The 14,789-nt window shown below is 70.1% G+C and carries 9 protein-coding genes; 1 reads left to right on the top strand and 8 read right to left on the bottom strand.

Annotated elements, in window-relative coordinates; genetic code table 11:
* Positions 1 to 203 precede the first annotated feature (203 nt).
* Complete coding sequence (locus VNM44_RS07005; RefSeq protein WP_325624169.1) at positions 204 to 590, bottom strand: hypothetical protein; 387 nt, start codon at positions 588 to 590, stop codon at positions 204 to 206.
* Positions 591 to 720: 130 nt separating this feature from the next.
* On the opposite strand from VNM44_RS07005, the gene VNM44_RS07010 reads away from it, so the two are divergent.
* Complete coding sequence (locus VNM44_RS07010) at positions 721 to 3,429, top strand: BTAD domain-containing putative transcriptional regulator (protein WP_325624171.1); 2,709 nt, start codon at positions 721 to 723, stop codon at positions 3,427 to 3,429.
* Between the two features lie 4 nt (positions 3,430 to 3,433).
* On the opposite strand, the gene VNM44_RS07015 is transcribed toward VNM44_RS07010, so the two are convergent.
* The 7 genes from VNM44_RS07015 to VNM44_RS07045 are packed head-to-tail and all read right to left on the bottom strand — an operon-like array spanning position 3,434 to position 14,765.
* Complete coding sequence (locus tag VNM44_RS07015) at positions 3,434 to 5,038, bottom strand: ABC transporter substrate-binding protein (RefSeq protein WP_325624173.1); 1,605 nt, start codon at positions 5,036 to 5,038, stop codon at positions 3,434 to 3,436.
* A 20-nt stretch (positions 5,039 to 5,058) separates the two neighbouring features.
* Positions 5,059 to 6,693: an ABC transporter substrate-binding protein gene (locus tag VNM44_RS07020; protein ID WP_325624175.1), complete on the bottom strand. Its 1,635-nt coding sequence runs from the start codon at positions 6,691 to 6,693 to the stop codon at positions 5,059 to 5,061.
* Complete coding sequence (locus tag VNM44_RS07025) at positions 6,693 to 8,303, bottom strand: ABC transporter substrate-binding protein (RefSeq protein WP_325624178.1); 1,611 nt, start codon at positions 8,301 to 8,303, stop codon at positions 6,693 to 6,695. The genes VNM44_RS07020 and VNM44_RS07025 overlap by 1 nt, the downstream gene beginning before the upstream one ends.
* Positions 8,304 to 9,914, bottom strand: coding sequence for an ABC transporter substrate-binding protein (locus tag VNM44_RS07030; protein WP_325624180.1), 1,611 nt, complete (start codon positions 9,912 to 9,914; stop codon positions 8,304 to 8,306).
* Positions 9,911 to 11,527: an ABC transporter substrate-binding protein gene (locus tag VNM44_RS07035; RefSeq protein WP_325624182.1), complete on the bottom strand. Its 1,617-nt coding sequence runs from the start codon at positions 11,525 to 11,527 to the stop codon at positions 9,911 to 9,913. Before VNM44_RS07035 ends, VNM44_RS07030 begins: the two co-directional genes overlap by 4 nt.
* Complete coding sequence (locus tag VNM44_RS07040) at positions 11,524 to 13,149, bottom strand: ABC transporter substrate-binding protein (RefSeq protein ID WP_325624185.1); 1,626 nt, start codon at positions 13,147 to 13,149, stop codon at positions 11,524 to 11,526. The genes VNM44_RS07035 and VNM44_RS07040 overlap by 4 nt, the downstream gene beginning before the upstream one ends.
* Positions 13,146 to 14,765 (bottom strand): ABC transporter substrate-binding protein, encoded by a 1,620-nt coding sequence (locus VNM44_RS07045; protein WP_325624187.1) that lies wholly within the window; start codon positions 14,763 to 14,765, stop codon positions 13,146 to 13,148. Before VNM44_RS07045 ends, VNM44_RS07040 begins: the two co-directional genes overlap by 4 nt.
* Between the last annotated feature and the right edge of the window lie 24 nt (positions 14,766 to 14,789).

Raw genomic sequence — 14,789 nt, forward strand, 5'->3', positions numbered from 1 at the left:
CTGCGCCGGGGAGACGGGCCTGAACGCACGACCGAGGAGCGCCAGCCGGGCAAGAAGGACATCTGCGCGGCGCCTGCGGCCCCGGCCCGCGTCCCGGGCGGAGGGCACGTGAGCCGGCTCGGGCCGGAGCGCGTCGAGCGCGAGCGCGTGGTGCCTTTCCCGCACCAGCATGCGTCGAGCGTCCGTATCGGGATCGAACATGATCAGCCTCCAATTCGTCGGGCTGTAGCCGACCGTCTGTGATGGCGGTTCAGGATGTGGGTGGCCGCGAGCAAGGCCCCAGCGGCGAGGATCGAAACGGCCACGATGGGCGCCACGCCGCTCCATGCGCCGGCGCTCGACTCGGTCCCGGTCACGCGCGTCGGGTGAAATGCCATTTCCGGCTCCACGGGGATCCCGTCGATGCCCTCGGGTGGCATGGTCGAGTACGAGCGCTGGACGGTCGGCAGCCGTCCGGGCTTGCTGGCGACATGGATCGGCTCGCCGTCGGGCATCGTCGGGTACGCCTGGACGAGCCCTGGTGCCGCAAGTACGAGAGCCACGGCACCGATCGAGCCGATCAGCGAGAACGACTTCCGAGGATTGTGCACGCCTCCCTCCTTCGGTCGGTTGGTTCCCGACCACTGTCCGCGGCGCCGATTGAGCACCGGTTCAACGCGGGTGGAGCGCGATCGGCGCGCGGTGTTACGTTCGCCCGGTCGTGCTCCGAGAGACCTGCTGATGCGATTCCGGATCCTGGGCCCGCTCGAAGCTCGCGCCGGCGCGCGGCCCGTGTCGATCGGTGCGGCGAAGCCGCGCGCCCTGCTCGGGACGCTGCTGCTCCACGCCAACGAGGTGGTCTCGACCGATCGCCTCGTGGACGAGCTCTGGGGCGAACAGCCGCCGCAGACTGCGGCGAAGCTGGTTCAGGGCTATGTGCATGCCCTCCGTAGAGAGCTCGGGGCAGACACGGTCCGCACGGTCGCTCCGGGCTACCGCATCGAGGTCGACCGTGACGAGCTCGATCTTCTGCGGTTCGAGGGGCTGACCGAAGAGGCCCGTGCTGCCCCGCTCGAGCGAGCGGTCGCCCTGAGACGGGCCGCGCTCGATCTCTGGCGGGGCCCGCCGCTCGCCGACGTCGAGCTTCAAGGGGTCGCACGACACGAGGTCGGGCGGCTCTCCGAGCTCCATCTCGCGACCCAGCTCGACCTGTTCGAGACCGAGCTCGCCCTCGGGCGGCATTCCCCGCTCGTGGGCGAGCTCCAACTCCTGGTCGCGGCGCATCCGTACCAGGAGCGTTTGCGCGGCCTGCTGATCCTCGCCCTGTACCGCTCGGGGAGGCAGGCCGAGGCACTCGAGGCCTACCAGGCGGTGCGGCGAACGCTGAGCGACGAGCTCGGCCTGGAGCCGGGGCAGGCGCTACGGGACCTCGAGTCGGCGATCCTGCGCAACGACGAGCGCCTCCTCGCGGTGGGGGCCCCGGAGCCCGCTGCCGGGCCACCTGCGCCGCCTGCGCCGCCCCGGTCCCCTCAGGTCGGCGAGCTGCGCCCGCTGACGGCGCTGTTCGCCGACATCGTCGGTACCACCGCTCTCGCGGAGCGGCTGTCGCCCGACGACTTCCGCGTGCTCGTCGGCGGCTGCGTCACGCAGATGAGCCAGGCCGTCGAGGAGTACGGCGGCATGGTGCAGGCGTACACGGGCGATGGGATCTGCGCGTACTTCGGCGTCCCCGTGACCCACGAGGACGATCCGGAACGCGCCGCACGGTCGGCCTTGCGGATCCTGGAGGTGGTCGGCGACTATGCACGGGACATCGCGGCCGCGTGGTCGATTCCCGACTTCGCCGTCCGCGTGGGGGTCAACAGTGGGACGGTCAGCGTCGGCGAGGTTGGCGCCGGCAACCCGCAGGTCGCGGCGTTCGGCGACGCCGTCAACGTCGCGCACCACGTGATGCGTGCCGCTGGCCCGGGCACCGTCGCCGTCGGTGTGGAAACCGCCCGCCGGATCGGCGACCGGTTCACGCTCGAGCCGCGCAGTGTCCCGTTGGCGATGGCGGGCCGCAGCGAGCGGGTCGCCGTCTCGCGACTTCTCGGCGTGCGTGAGGCACGACCCAGGCGCCTTCGCGCGCTCGTCGGCCGGGACGCGGAGGCCGCGCGCCTGCGCACGGTGGCCGCCGAGCTCGAAGCGGGGCGCGGACAGGCGCTCCTCCTCGTCGGCGAGGCCGGAGCGGGCAAGTCCCGGATGCTCGCAGAGCTGCGGTCGACGCTCTCCGAGTCCGTCGTCTGGCTCGAGGGGAACTGCCTCTCCCACGGCGGGTTGGCATCCTGGCCGTTCGTCGAGATGCTCAGGCGCTGGCTCGACCTCGAGGCCGGAGACGCCGAGGTCGTCGTGCAGACCCGCGCCAGGGGGCGGCTGACACCGCTCCTCGGCGACGACGAGCGCGCGCTGGCGGGCCTCGCCCGGCTGCTCGGAATCGAGTCAGGAGCCGAGGACGCGGGCCGAGCGTACGTCGCGTGGATCGAGGCACTGACCGCAGAGTCGCCGGTCGTCCTGGCCATCGAGGACCTGCATTGGACGCACGCGACGACACGCCAGCTGGCCGAGGACCTACTCGCGCTCACCGACCGGGCTCCCCTCCTCCTCGTGGGCACGCTACGTGCTGACTCCGATTCCGAGGGGTGGGGATTTCGCACGCGTGTACTGGCGGACTTCTCGCACCGCGCGACGGAGCTCCGGCTCGACCCGCTCGCGCCGGGGCAGATGGACGAGATTCTCGCCAACCTGCTCCCCGGCGCTCTCGACGACGCGGCGGGCCGGGAGATCGTGGCGCGGGCGGAAGGCAATCCGCTGTACCTGGAGGAGCTCCTGCGGGCGCTGCTCGAGGGCGGCGGCCTCGATCGCCGGCACCGGACGTGGACGACGAGCCTCCAGCCCTCGGCGCTCCTACCCCCGGCGCTCGAGAACCTCCTCGTCGCCCGCATCGACCGCCTGAGCGAGTCGGCACGACACCTCGCGCAGGTCGCGGCCGTGATGGGTCGCGAGTTCCCGCTCCGCGTCCTCGAGCGGGTGGTCGGCGGCGGGACCGCCGACGAGCTCGCAGAGCTCCTCCGGGCCGAGATCGTCAGGGAGGTGCGGCGTTATCCGGAGCCCGTTTACGCGTTCAGGCACGGCCTCGTGCAGGAGGCGGCCCTCTCGTCGCTGACGCAGGAGCGACGGCGCGAGCTCTCAGGCGCTGTCGCCACGGCGCTCGAGCAGGCGGAATCCGGCTCACTGGACGACTACGTCGAGCAGCTGGCCCACTACCACGCGCAGAGCGGGAACACCCGTCAGGCGATCGCATATCTGGAGCGTGCGGCGGTCCGGGCAGACGAGCTCGGTACGGGCTTGCGCGCCGACGACCTGCGGGCGCGCGCATCGAGGCTCGCTACGGAAGCCGACCGACAGGCCTGAGACATCACTTCTTGCAGATCGCCGCGAGATCCTCGCGGTAGACGGGATGGAGGAAGAAGCAGCCCACGCTCTTCGAGACGAAGTTGCGCTGGTTCCGATGCAGGAACGGCGCCCAGGGTGGGTTGTCCCGCATCAGGTCGGCGTCCAGGTCGGCCCAGGCCCTGCGTCGCGCCGCGCCGGTGAGCCGGTTGGCCGCGTCGATGCGCGCGTCGACCGTCGGATCGTCGAGGTTCGCCCAGTTGGCGCCGCCGATGCTCTCGCTTTGGAGCAGCACGAAGAACGACGCCGGGTCCGGGTAGTCCACGGTCCACGGTTGGAATACGACGTCGTACGGCTCCCCGCGCGTGCGTGCCCTCTGCGCGAGGTTCGCCAGATCGAAGAACCTGACGGTGACGTCGATCCCGATCTGCTTCAGGTTGAACGCGAACACCTGCGCGAACCCGACGCCGAACGACGTGTTGAGGGCGTACAGGACCAGTTCCCTGGGCTCGAGTCGCGCGCGCTTCAACCACTTCCTCGCTGTCACGAGGTCCGGTCCGGCAATCGGATACACGCGTCCTGTGCCCCCGAGCGAGGGCGGCAGGATCTCGTCGGTGCGCCTGCCCGCGAGGACGCCGACGACCCGTGCGAGCTCGTGCCGGTCGATCGCGTAGTTGATCGCCTTCGCGAGCGGGATCTGCTCCCGCCCGGCGAAGGCGGGCCGGTCGTGGTTGAAGGCGAAAGCGAACACCGAGAGCACCGGCGCGACGAAGTACTGCCCTCGAGGGCGATTGACTCCGTACTTCGCGGCGAGACCACGGTGCGCGGTGTCGGGGATCGCGGCCACGCCCAGACAGAGATCGACCCGATCGTCCTGCGTCGCGGCGAGGCAGTCCTCCGCGGCGACGCCGGCCGTGTAGACGATCTGGTCGACGTGGGCGGGGCGGTCGCCGCGGTAGTAGGGATTCCGCCGCAGGACGACGCGCTGGTTGACGACTCTGTCGGCGACGTAGTACGGGCCCGAGCCGGCCGGATCGTCGATTCCGCGCGGGTCGATCGGCGTGTTCGGCAGGACGGGGCAGAAGAAGAGCATCGTCAGCCGGGCCGTCAGGTCGCCGACGGGTTTCGTCAAGCGAAGCTCGAGCCGGTAGGGGCTGAGCACGCGCACTCCTTCGATCGTCCGCGCCTTCCCCTCCCGAACGGCGTCCGCTCCCACGATCTCGTGGAGAAAACCCGCTCCAGGGGAGCGCATTCGCGGATCCGCGACGCGGTTGAACGCGTCGGCGAAGCTGCGAGCGGTCACCGGAGCGCCGGTGTGGAAGCGAAATGTCCGCCTGAGCTCGAACCTGTACGTGCGGCCTCCGTCCGTGACCGTGTGTCGGCGCACGACCTCCGGCACCACGCGTGCCCCGTCCGCGCCCGGGCGGTCAGGAAGGTTGAACAGCCTCGCGCACGTGGGATGGAGGAGCGCCGCCGACCAGGATGAGTAGGCCAGCGCGGGATCGATGTAGTCGACGTCCTCGAACCGGGCGACGCGGAGCACCCCGCCCTTCGCATCGCTCGCGCCCGGATGGGCGGTACTCCAGCCCGCGGTGACGAGCAGCAGCGTTCCGGCGATGAGTGCCGCCACCGTCGCGAGCGTCCGTGGAGTCATTTCTTGCACGCGGCGGCGATGTCGACGCCGTAGAACGGGTGCATGGAGAAGCAGCCGAAGCTCTTCGAGACGAACGCGCGGGTGTTCGAATGGAGGATCGGCGCCACGGGCGGGTTGTTCCGCATCAGGTCGACGTCGAGGTCGGCCCACGCCTCGCGCCGCGCCGCTTCGCCCGTGAGGCGCGATGCCGCCTCGATCCGCACGTTGGCCTCCGGGTCGTCGAAGTAGCTCGTGTTGATGTTGCCTGTCGAGCCCATCGGGCCGAGGTCCTTGCCGTTCAGGATCGGCTCGAGGAACCCGCCCCCGTCGGCGTAATCGGCCGCCCACCCGTTGAACGCGATGTCGAAGGGCTCGCCGCGGGTCCCGATGCGCTCGACCAGGACCCCGACGTCGAAGTACTTCACCTCGATGTCGATACCGAGCCGACCGAGGTCGAAGGCCACCGACTGCGCCCAGGCGACCTGGGTGGACGAGTTCGACGCGTAGAGCACGAGCTTCGGCGGCTGGAAGCGCGCCTGCCGGAGCAAGCGGCCGGCAGCGGCGATGTTCGACCCCCCGAGGGGGTAGATGCTCTCGGCGCGGGCGCCGAGCGCCGGCGGCAGCAGCTGGTCGGTGCGACTCCCCGCGAGGTACCCCGCCTCTCGCGTGAGGGCGGGCCGGTCGATCGCGAAGTTGATCGCCTTCTTGAGCGGGATCTGGCCGCGACCCCGGAACGCGGGCCGGTCGTGGTTGAAGACGAGGAAGAAGGTCGTGCGGCCGCGGCCGCGGAAGAGCCGCCCCTTGTTGATGCCGTACTGCTCGGCGAGGGGACGCCACGCGGCGAGCGGGGTGCTCAAGTGGACGCAGTGGTCGAGGAGGTCCTGCTGGACGGCAGCAAGGCACGCCTCGCGCGGCACGGCGGTCCGCCACACGACCTCGTCGACGTTCGCGGGGCGGTCGCCTCGGTAGTACGGGTTGCGCTTGAGGACGAACTGCCGGTTGCGGACCCGGTCGAATACGTAGTACGGCCCCGAGCCGGCCAGGTACTCGACCTCGCTCGGAGGCGTCCCCGCCGGCACCGGACAGAACAACGGCATCGTCAAGCGGGCGGTGAAATCGCCGACGGGTCGTGTGAGCCGGATCTGGAGCCGGAAGCGACCGAGGACACGGACTCCCGAGACGGAGCCGGCCGCACCCTTGCTCACCGCCTCGACACCCACGATCTCGCGCATGTAGTCCGCCGCGGGTGACTTCAGCCCGGGTCGGGCGTTCCGGTCGAACGCGTCGGCGAAGCTCCTGGCGGTGACTCGAGCGCCCGTGCTGAAGCGGAAGCTCTGCTTCAGCGCGAAGGTGTAGGTGCGCCGGTCGCGGGAGACGTCCAAGTCGTCGACGACCTCCGGCACGACCCGCAGGCCGTCGGCTCCTGCGTCGTCGAGGGTGAAGAGCTTGGCGCACGTCGCATGGATCGGGACCCATGCCCAGTTCGCGTATGCGAGGCCGGTGTCGAGGCTGACGCCGGCCTCGTCGAACGTCGCGAGGCGGAGCGTGCCGCCCTTGCGCGACTCGCCGTGCGCGTCGGCACCGACGGCCGCGACGAGCAGCCCGAGTCCGGCAACGAGCATCACCACCGCCGCTGCGAGCCTGCGTGCCATCACTTCTTGCAGACCGCGGCGAGATTGGGGCCGAAGTAGACAGGGTGGAAGACGATGCAGCCCACGCTGCGCGAGAGGAGCACGGTCTGCGTGCCGTGTCCGAAGGCCGCCACTGGAGGGGTGTCGCGCATCAGCTCGACCTCGAGTTCGCGCAGTGCCGCGAGCCGTGCGTCGCCGCGCAGGCGGTTGGCCGCGTCCAACCTCCGTGCGAGGAGCGGATCGTCGAGGTTGAGACCTGCGACGCCTTCAGGGTCGAGCATGGGGACGAGGAAGCCGGCCGGATCCGTGTAGTCGGCTCCCCAGGCGTACAGGTACAGGTCGTACGGCTCGCTGGGCGAATCGACCCTCCGGTTCAGCTCGTCCGCGTCGAAGTACTTGATCTGAAGGTCGATCCCGATCTGACGGAGGTTGAAGTCGAGCACCTGCGCCTGCGCAACCGCCTGGGGTCTGTTGGCCGCGTAGAGGACGAGCTCTTTCGGCCGGAGCTTCGCGCGTGCCAGCCATCGCCTCGCTGCGGCCACGGCGGCGTTCAGCGGATAGAGGCTCGCCGGGCGCGCGAGGGACGGCGGGAGGAGCTGGTCGGTGCGTTTGAGGGCGAGAAAGCCGCTCTTCCGTGCGAGCTCGGTCCTGTCGATCGCGTAGTTGATCGCCTTTTCGAGCGGCGTCTGGCCCGGCCCCTTGAACCACGGGCGCGCATGGTTGAACCCGACGAACGACGTCGCGAGAAACGGCTTGAAGAAGAACTGCCCGTCGGGTCGGTTGATGCCGTACTTCGCCGCGAGCGTCCGGTTGTAGGGGCCCGTCTGGACGGTGAGGAGGCAGCCGTCGACCCGGTCCTCCTCGAGTGCGGCGATGCACGGTTCGGGAGGGCCGAACGTCCACACGATCTCGTCGACGTTCGCCGGGCGATTGCCGCGGTAGTACGGGTTCCGCTTCAGGACGATCCGCTGGTTCACGACCCGCTCGGCGACGTAGTAGGGCCCCGAGCCCGCGGGGTTGTCGATCCCGCTCGGGTCGACCGGGGTGTTCGGCAGGACCGGGCAGAAGAACGGCATCGTCAGCCGGGCGGTGAAGTCGCCGACCGGCCTGGTGAGCCGGATCTGGAGCCGGTAGCGGTCGAGGACGCGGACACCGATGATCGTCTCGGCCCTGCCGTCGAGCACGGCACCGCCGCCGACGATGTCGCGTACGTATTCCCTTCCTCGGGACTGGAGCCTCGGCTGTGCGAGGCGATTGATCGCGTCCGCGAAGCTCCGGGCGATCACCGGCGCACCGGTGTGGAAGCGGAAGCTCGTCTTCAGCTCGAAGGTGTATGTGCGTCCGTCGCGCGAGAGGTTCCAGTCGTCGACGACCTCCGGCACGATCCGCGTGCTCTCCGGTCCTGCCCGGTCCGGATAGTTGAAGAGGTTCGCGCACGTCGCGAACGGGATCGCCCACGAGCGCGGGTTGTACGCGAGCGCCGGGTCGACGTAGTCGACGTCGGCGGGCAGGCTCCAGCGAAAGACGCCGCCCTTGCGCGCGTCGCCGTGGGCGCCCGCACCGAGCGCCGCGTCCAGGAGAGCCACGCCTGCGGCCAGCAACACGAGTGTGAGCAAGAGCCCGCGCTTCATCTACTTCTTGCACACCGCTGCGATGTCGAGGCCGAAGAGGAGATGGCTGAAGACGCAGCCGACGCTGCCCGAGACGAAAATGCGGTTGTTCGCGTGGATGATCGGCGCCCAGGGTGGGTTGGTGCGCATCAGGTAGACGTCGAGGTCGGCCCACGCCTTGCGTCGCGCCTCGCCGGTCAGGCGGCTCGCCGCCTCCATCCGCCGGGCGACGCGCGGGTCGTCGAGGTTGCTGCCGACTTGGCCGGCGGCGAGCAGCGGCGCGATGAACCCGCCCCCATCGGGGTAGTCGGCTGTCCAGCCGTTGATCGTGAGGTCCCAGGGCTCCCCGGGGGTCGTGGTCTTGGCACCCAGGGTGTTGATGTCGAAGTACTTCACGTGGACGTCGATCCCGATCTGCTTGAGGTTGAACACGATGGTCTGGGCCAGCAAGACGCCCTGCGTGCTGTTGTCGGCGTAGAGCACGAGCTCGGTCGGCGGCCGCGCCGCGCGGGCGAGCCACTTCCTGGCGGTGGCGGGGTCTGCTCCGCCGAGCGGGTAGATGCTCGCGCGGCGGGCAAGCGCGGGTGGGAGCATCTGGTCGGTGCGCTTGCCCGCGAGGTAGCCGAATGCGCGGGCGAGCTCCGGCCGGTCGATCGCGTAGTTGATCGCCTTCTCGAGCGGGATCTGACCCGGCCCCCGGAACGCCGGTCGGGCGTGGTTGAACGCGAGATACCAGGTTGTGAGCGCGGGGCTGACGAAGAACTGCCCGCCGGGCCGGTTGATGCCGTACTTCTCGACGAGGGCACGGGGCGTGTGATAAAGGCCGGAGTAGCAGTAGTCGATCCGGTCCTTCTCGACGGCGAGCACGCAGGCCTCGGGAGGGTTGATCGTCCAGACGACCTGGTCGACATACGCCGGGCGGTCGCCGCGGTAGTACGGGTTGCGCTCGAGCACGATCCGCTGGTTGACGATCCGCTCGGCGACGTAGTAGGGGCCCGATCCGGGCGGGTCGGTGACCATTTCCTCGTCGGTCGGCGTGGTGGGCAGGATCGGGCAGAAGAACGGCATCGTCAACCGGGTGGTGAAGTCCCCGACCGGCCTGGTGAGCCGGATCTGCAGCCGGTAGCGGCCGAGCACCCGGATCCCCGAGATCGACGTCGCCTTCCCGTCGATCGCCGCGTCGGCGCCGACGATCTCGTGCAGGTAGGCGACCGCGGGTGAGCCGAGCTTCGGGTTGGCGTCGCGGTTGAACGCGTCCGCGAAGCTCTGCGCTGTGACCGGCGCGCCGGTGTGGAAGCGGAACGTCTGCTTCAGATCGAAGGTGTACGTCCGCCTGTCCTTGGAGACCGTGGTCTGATCGGCGACCTCCTTCGCGAGTCGCGTCCCTGCCGCACCCGGCGCATCCGGGTAATGGAACAGCATCGCGCACGTCGCGAGTGCGATCGGAAACGACCGTACCGCGCCTAGGAGCGCCGGGTCGACGTGGTCGACGTCCGCGCCCGTGCTCCAACGCAGCGTGCCGCCCTTCCTGGCCTCGGTCGCACTGACGACCGGGCGCGCGGAGGCGGCCGTCACGAGCAATCCGACCCCGACGGTGAGCATCACGAGCGAAAGAGGAAGCCTGCGCGTCATCGCTTCTTGCAGACCGTCGCGAAGTCGAACCCGTACACCGGGTGGAGGACGACGCAGCCCACGCTGCGGGACACGAACGTGACACCCTGCGTGTTGGTGACCGGCGCCCAGGGCGGGTCGTCGCGCATCAGGTCGACGTCGAGGTCCGCCCAGGCAGCGCGCCGCGCCTCGCCGGTCATGCGCTCGGCCGCCTCAATCCGTGCGGCGACGCGCGGATCGGCGAAGTTCGTGCCGCTCCGGCGGCCCCGGTCGGCCAGCAGCGGCTCGAAGAACGCGGCGCCGTCGGCGTAGTCGGCGCTCCAGCCGAGGTAGACGAGGTCGTAGGGCTCGCCGGGAGTCTCCGTCTTGGCCTGCAACGCGATGGTGTCGAAGTACCTCACGTCGACGTCGATCCCCATCTGCTTGAGGTTGAAGACGAGCACCTGCGCGATGAGCGCACCGGTCGGGCCGCTGTTCGCGTAGAGGACGAGCTCGCGGGGGCGGAGGGACGCGCGCGCGAGCCATCTCCGCGCAGCGACCAGGTCTGCGCCTCGGAGCGGGTAGATGCTCGCTCGGCGCGCGAGCGCGGGCGGCAACAGCTGGTCGGTGCGCTTCCCGGTCAGATAGCCGAAGGGGCGCGTCAGGGCGGGTCGGTCGACGGCGTAGTTGATGGCCTTCTTGAGCGGGATCTGCCCCCGGCCCCGGAAGGCCGGGCGGCTGTGGTTGAAGGCCACGTACCACGTCGTCAGCCCCGGGCTGACGAGGAACTGTCCTCCAAGCCGGTTGATGCCGTACGTCTCGGCGAGGCGGCGGTGCTCTCTGGGGGGAAGGCCCATCACGCCGCAGTAGTCCATCCTGTCCTGCTCGACGGCGGCGAGGCAGTCCTCGCGGCTCATACCGATCGTCCACACGACCTGGTCGACGTTCGCCGGGCGGGCTCCACGGTAGTAGGGGTTCCTCTTCAGGACGATCCGTTGGTTGACGACGCGCTCGGCGACGTAGTAGGGGCCGGAGCCCGGGGGGTAGTCGACTCCCTTCGGGTCGACGGGCGTGCCCGGGAGGATGGGACAGAAGAACGGCATCGCCAGCCGCGCGGTGAAGTCGCCCAGCGGCTTCGTCAGCCGGATCTGGAGTCGGTGGCGGCCCAGCACGCGCACGCCGCTGACGGATGTCGCCTTGCCGTCGAGCACCGCGGCGGCGCCGACGATCTCCCGCAAGTAGGTCGCTGCCGGTGACTCGAGTCTCGGCTGCGCGAGCCTGTTGATCGCGTCCGCGAAGCTCTGCGCCGTCACGGCGGCGCCCGTGTGGAAGCGGAAAGACCGCTTCAGGTCGAACGTATACGTCCGCCCGTCCTTCGAGACCGTGTACCGGTCGACCACCTCCTGGACGACGCGCGTGCCGGCCGCTCCGGCGGCGTCCGGAAGGTTGAACAGGTTCGCGCAAGTCGCGTACCCGATCTGCCACGACCAGAGGTAGTAGGCGAGCGCGGGGTCGACGAAGTCGACGTCCGAGAAGCGACTCATCCGCAGCGTGCCTCCCCTGGGCGCATCCGTGGCGGACGCGAGCCCCGCGGCGACGAGCAGCGCCACGCCCGCTGCGAGCATGGCGAGCGACAGGGAGATCCGGCGCGTCATCGCCTTCTACAGAGGGCTGTGATGTCCATCCCGAAGACCGGGGTGGGGGTGAAGCAGCCCAGGCTCGGCGAGACGAAGAAGCGGCCGTTGTAGTGGACGAAGGGCGCCCACGGTGGGTCCTTTCGCATCAGGTCGACGTCGAGGTCGGCCCAGGCGCGAAGCCGAGCGTCGCCCGTGAGGCGGTTGACCGCTTCCATCCGCCGGCGGACGCGAGGATCGACGACGAGCGCCAGCGGGCCCGTCTCGGGGTCGAGCAGCGCGCCGAAGAACCCCCACGGGTCGGGATAGTCGGCCACCCAGCCGCCGAGGACGATGTCGAACGGCTCGCCCGGGATGCGAGCCCGCTCGGAGAGGGTGTCCACGTCGAAGTACTTCACGTCGAGGTCGATTCCCAGCTGTCGCAGCTCGAACGCGAGGATCGAGGCCTGGGCGACGGCCGGTGGGGTGTTCCACGAATAGAGCACGAGCGTGATCGGCTTGATGCGCGCCTTCGCGTACCAGCGGCGTGCCGCCGTCAGGTTCGCCCCGCCCAGCGGATAGATGCTCGCGGGCCCCCCGAGCGGAGGCGGCAGCATCTGGTCGGTGCGCTTTCCCATGAGGTAGCCGAGCGGCCGCGCGAGGGCAGGGCGGTCGATCGCGAAGTTGATCGCCTTCTTCAGAGCGATCTGTCCCGGCCCCCTGAATGCCGGTCGGCTGTAGTTGAAGGCGTAGTACCAGGTGCCGACGAGCGGGCTCACGAAGAGCTGGCCGCCGCGACGGTTGATGCCGTACTTGTCGGCGAGGCCGCGCCAGGCGTCTCGAGGAGCTCCCAGCTCACCGCACCAGTCCGCGCGGTCCTCCTCGACGGCCCGCTGACACTCCTGGAGTGTCCCGCCGATCGTCCACACGATCCGGTCGAACCTCGCCGGTCGGTCGCCACGATAGAAGGGGTTGCGCTCGAGGACGATCCGCTGGTTGACGATCCGCTCGGCGACGTGGTACGGGCCGGAGGCGGCCGGGTCGGCGATGGGCCTGTCGACGGGAGTGCTGGGCAGGACGGGGCAGAAGAACCCGAGCGTCAGCCGGGCGGTGAGATCCGCGGCGGGCGCCGTGAGCCGGATCTGCAACCGGTAGGGGGCGAGTGCGCGGACGCCCGAGATGGACGGAGCGCTGCCGCGGACCACCGCTGCCGCACCGACGATGTCCCGTACGAAGGGGGTCCCCGGGGAGCCGAGTCTCGAGTTTGCGACCCGGTCGAACGCGTCGGCGTAGCTTTGCGCCGTGACCGGTACACCCGTGTGGAAGCGCAACGTCCGCCGGAGGTCGAACCTGTAGGTTCGCCCGTCCTGCGAGACCGAGACGCGCCGCACCGCCTCGGGCACGACACGGGCGCTCGTCCCGCCCGCGGCGCTGTCGTATCGGAACAGCCGTGCGCACGTCGCTTCCGAGATAAGTCGCGAGAGCAGGTCGTCTCCCATCGCCGGGTCGACCGAAGCGACGTCCAAGATCGACGAGATGCGAAGCGTGCCCGTCGGCGTGTCGGCCGTCGTGGAAACACCCGCGGGTCGGGCGAGGCCCGCGGCGACAAGCGGGGCCACGCCGGTCACGAACATCGCGAGCGAGAGGAGAAGCCGCCGGGTCATGGCTTCTTGCAGAGCTGCGTGATCTCGACGCCGACCATCGGGTGGGGGACGAAGCAGCCGAGGCTCTTCGAGACGAAGAAGATCCGCTGGGTGTGCGCGATCGGCACCCCGGGCGGGTCGTTCCGCATCAGCTCGACGTCGAGGTCGGCCCAGGCTCGTCGGCGGGCCTCACCTGTGAGACGGTTCGCCGCCGCCACCCCTTGACGAAGCCTCGCGTCGTCGAGGACGCGCCCGTAGGGGCCGTCCGCGTCGACCAGCGGCATGAAGAACCCCGCCCCGTCCAGGTAGTCGGGCCCCCAGGGGATCATGACGAGGTCGAACGGCTCACCGGGGCGACGGCTTCGCTCGGCGACGACGTCCGGGTCGAAGTACTTCACCTCGAGGTCGATTCCCAGCTGCTCGAGGTCGAAGGCGAGGATCCCGGCCTGCTCCACCGTGTGCGGGAAGTTCCACGTGTAGAGGACGAGCCGCGTCGGCTTGAGCTGCGCCCTCCCGTACCAGCGCCGCGCCGCAGTCGGGTCGGCGCCGCCGAGGGGATAGATGCTCGCCGGGCGCGCGAGGGCGGGCGGCAGCAGCTGGTCCGTGCGCCTCGCGGAGAGCGGCGCGAACGTTCCCGCGAGCGCGTGTCGATCGACCGCGTAGTTGATCGCCTTCGCGAGCGGGATCTGGCCCGGACCCTTGAACGCCGGCCGCATGCGGTTGAAGGCGAAGAACCACGTCCCGGACTTGGGGTTCACGAAGAGCCTTCCGCCCGGTCTGTTGATCCCGTACCTCGCGGCAAGAGCGCGAGCGGCGGTACGGGGAACGCCCGGCTCGGCGCAGAAGTCCTCCCGATCCTCATCCACGGCGAGCTGGCAGGCCTCGAGGCTCTCACCGATCGTCCACACGATCTCGTCGACGTTGCCGGGCCGGTCGCCGCCGTAGTAACGGTTGCGCTTCAGGACGACGCGCACGTTCTCGATCCGCTCCGCGACGTAGTACGGACCCGAGCCCGCCGGATTGTCGATCCGGGTCGGAGGCGTGCCGGCGAGGACCGGGCAGAAGAACGGCATCGACAGGCGCGCCGGTAAGTCCGGGAGCGCCCTGGTGAGGCGGATCTCCAGACGGTACGGGCCCAGGGCCTGGATTCCGTCGATGGACGCGGCGCGCCCGTCCATCACCGTGACCGCCCCGACGATCTCGCGGAGGTAGCCCATCGCGGGCGACCCGAGCCTCGGCTGCGCCACACGGTTGAACGCGTCGACGAAGGTCCGCGCGGTCACCCGGGCGCCGGTGTGGAAGCGGAAGCTTCGCCGTAGCTCGAAGGTGTAGGTGCGACCGTGATCCGCGACCGCGTAGGTGCGCACGACCTCGGGAACGAGGCTCGCACCTGTCGCGCCGGGCTCCGCCCGGTAGGCGAACAATCGCGCGCATGTCGCCTCGCTGACCAGCCAGGGGGACGACGTGTAGCCGATCCCCGGATCGACCTCGACGTCCGACAACGAGCCGATGCGAAGCGTGCCGCCTCTCGGCGCCTGTGCGGCGGAGCCGGCTTCGAGGTCGGCCGGTCCGGGCGAGGCAACGACCGCGACCGCGACCGCGAGCACTCCGAGCCCCACCTGGACTGTCCGCTTCACCGCAACCCCCTGCTTGTGCGGGAT

Source organism: Gaiella sp., assembly GCF_035558935.1.
GTDB lineage: Bacteria > Actinomycetota > Thermoleophilia > Gaiellales > Gaiellaceae > Gaiella.

Coding starts and splice junctions, on each gene's coding strand:
- VNM44_RS07020 (WP_325624175.1), bottom strand. CDS start 6,693: ATGGCACGCAGGCTCGCAGCGGCGGTGGTGATGCTCGTTGCCGGACTC.
- VNM44_RS07010 (WP_325624171.1), top strand. CDS start 721: ATGCGATTCCGGATCCTGGGCCCGCTCGAAGCTCGCGCCGGCGCGCGG.
- VNM44_RS07025 (WP_325624178.1), bottom strand. CDS start 8,303: ATGAAGCGCGGGCTCTTGCTCACACTCGTGTTGCTGGCCGCAGGCGTG.
- VNM44_RS07040 (WP_325624185.1), bottom strand. CDS start 13,149: ATGACCCGGCGGCTTCTCCTCTCGCTCGCGATGTTCGTGACCGGCGTG.
- VNM44_RS07035 (WP_325624182.1), bottom strand. CDS start 11,527: ATGACGCGCCGGATCTCCCTGTCGCTCGCCATGCTCGCAGCGGGCGTG.
- VNM44_RS07030 (WP_325624180.1), bottom strand. CDS start 9,914: ATGACGCGCAGGCTTCCTCTTTCGCTCGTGATGCTCACCGTCGGGGTC.